This is a genomic window from Flectobacillus sp., from assembly GCF_049240685.1.
In the GTDB taxonomy this organism is placed as follows: Bacteria; Bacteroidota; Bacteroidia; order Cytophagales; family Spirosomataceae; genus Flectobacillus.
The window spans coordinates 1-2,208 of record NZ_JBMLSD010000257.1 but is presented as its reverse complement, the minus strand read 5'-3'; the positions used below and the strand labels follow the sequence as shown (position 1 = coordinate 2,208).

The following is a 2,208-nucleotide window of genomic DNA, read 5'->3' as shown; positions in this document are numbered from 1 at the left end:
AAATGGCTTACGATAAATTTCAAATATTAACTTCAACAGCTGTTCCGTTGCCATTAGAAAATGTGGATACGGATCAAATTATCCCTGCTCGCTTTTTGAAAGCGACAAAACGTGAAGGATTCGGAGATAACCTTTTCCGTGACTGGCGCTACAATGGCGATGATACTCCTAAACAAGATTTCGTATTGAATAACCCAACTTATTCAGGAAAAATCTTAGTAGCAGGTCGTAACTTTGGTAGTGGCTCTAGCCGTGAGCACGCAGCTTGGGCTATTTATGACTACGGTTTCCGTTGTGTGGTATCGAGTTTCTTTGCTGATATTTTCAAAAATAACTCCCTAAATATCGGTATCCTACCAGTGCAAGTGAGTCCTGAGTTTTTGGACAAAATTTTCCAAGCCATTGAAGCAGACCCTAAAGCAGAAATCGTAGTTGACCTTCCAGCTCAGACTATCTCGATTGCTGCCACTGGAGAAAGCGAAAGTTTTGCTATCAACGGTTACAAAAAACATAATATGTTGAATGGTTTTGATGATATTGATTATTTACAATCAATGAAAGAAGAAATCAAAACATTCGCAGAGAAGAGTTTGTACTAAGAAATGCTGTAGGCTGTAGGCTGTAAGCTTTAAGGGTTTTTATATTTACCCTAAGCTTATAGCTTACAGCCTATTGCCTATGGCAAAATATGAGACATATCGAAATTATGGACACCACTCTCCGCGATGGAGAACAAACCAGTGGTGTATCTTTTTCCGCTCCCGAAAAACTGACAATTGCGCAACTTCTATTACAAGAAGTGAAAGTTGACAGAATTGAGATTGCTTCTGCTAGAGTTTCTGAAGGTGAGTTCCAAGCTGTAAAAAAAGTGACAGAATGGGCTTCCGAAAATGGATTTATCGATAAGGTAGAGGTATTGACATTTGTCGATGGCGAAACCTCAGTAAATTGGATGCTGGAAGCAGGGGCTAAGGTAATGAATTTGCTTACCAAAGGTTCCCTCAACCACCTAACCCACCAACTCAAAAAAACACCTGAGCAACACTTTGCAGATATTGCTAAGGTTATCGAACTCGCTGGTTCAAAAGGTATTGATTGTAATGTTTATCTCGAAGACTGGAGTAATGGAATGCGTAATTCTCAAGAATACGTATTACAATATTTAGATTTTTTGACTAAACAACCTATCAAAAGAGTCCTTTTGCCAGATACCCTTGGGGTTTTGACACCAAGAGAAACATTCGAGTATATCGATTTGTTGGTGAAGCGCTATCCAAATACGCATTTTGATTTTCATGCACACAACGATTACGATTTGAGTATCGCCAATGTGATGGAAGCCATCAAAGCAGGAGCTCATGGTTTGCATTTGACCGTCAACGGGATGGGTGAACGTGCTGGCAACGCCCCTCTTTCGAGTGCTATTGCTATTATCAATGACTTTATGAAGGAGGAGGCTACAACTTCTGTTAATGAAAGTTCATTGTATACCATTAGTAAATTGGTTGAAACATTCTCTGGTTTCCGTATTCCTGTGAACAAGCCTATTACAGGCGAAAATGTATTTACGCAAACTGCGGGTATTCATGCCGACGGAGATAACAAAAAGAATCTTTACTTCAATGACTTGATGCCTGAGCGTTTTGGTCGTGAACGTAAATATGCTTTGGGTAAAACCTCAGGCAAAGCTAATATTGAAAAAAACCTTCAGGAGTTAGGTATTAAATTAGCTGATGCCGACCTCAAGAAAGTCACTCAACGTATTATTGAACTGGGCGATAGAAAAGAGGTGGTAACGCGTGAAGATTTACCATACATTATTTCCGACGTTCTTGATAGTAATACTATTGAAGAAAAAGTAATTGTTTTGAATTACGTATTGACACATTCTAAAAACCTTAAACCTTCAGCGACAGTGCAAGTACAAGTTCGTGAGAGAATTTACGAGGAAAGTGCTCAAGGAGATGGTCAATATGATGCTTTTATGAATGCCCTGAAGAAGATATACTGCCTCAAAGGTGTTTCATTGCCAAATCTTACCGATTATGCCGTTCGTATTCCTCCAGGTGGAAAAACCGACGCCCTTTGCGAAACTATCATTACATGGGATCACAATGGCAAAGAGTTTAAAACCCGAGGTCTAGATTCAGACCAAACTGTTTCAGCCATCAAAGCTACACAGAAGATGTTGAATATAATTTAGTAAGG

Annotated in this window: 2 protein-coding genes; both read left to right on the top strand. The window is 39.4% G+C overall.

Annotated features, from left to right (window positions below; all coding sequences use genetic code 11):
- Nucleotides 1-2: 2 nt before the first annotated feature.
- Nucleotides 3-599, top strand: a complete 597-nt coding sequence (gene leuD, locus ACOVQ4_RS11845) for a 3-isopropylmalate dehydratase small subunit (RefSeq protein ID WP_421820852.1) — start codon at nt 3-5, stop codon at nt 597-599.
- Between the two features lie 89 nt (nt 600-688).
- A complete protein-coding gene (locus tag ACOVQ4_RS11840) occupies nt 689-2,203 on the top strand; it encodes an alpha-isopropylmalate synthase regulatory domain-containing protein (protein ID WP_421820851.1) in 1,515 nt (504 codons plus the stop codon).
- Nucleotides 2,204-2,208: the final 5 nt, after the last annotated feature.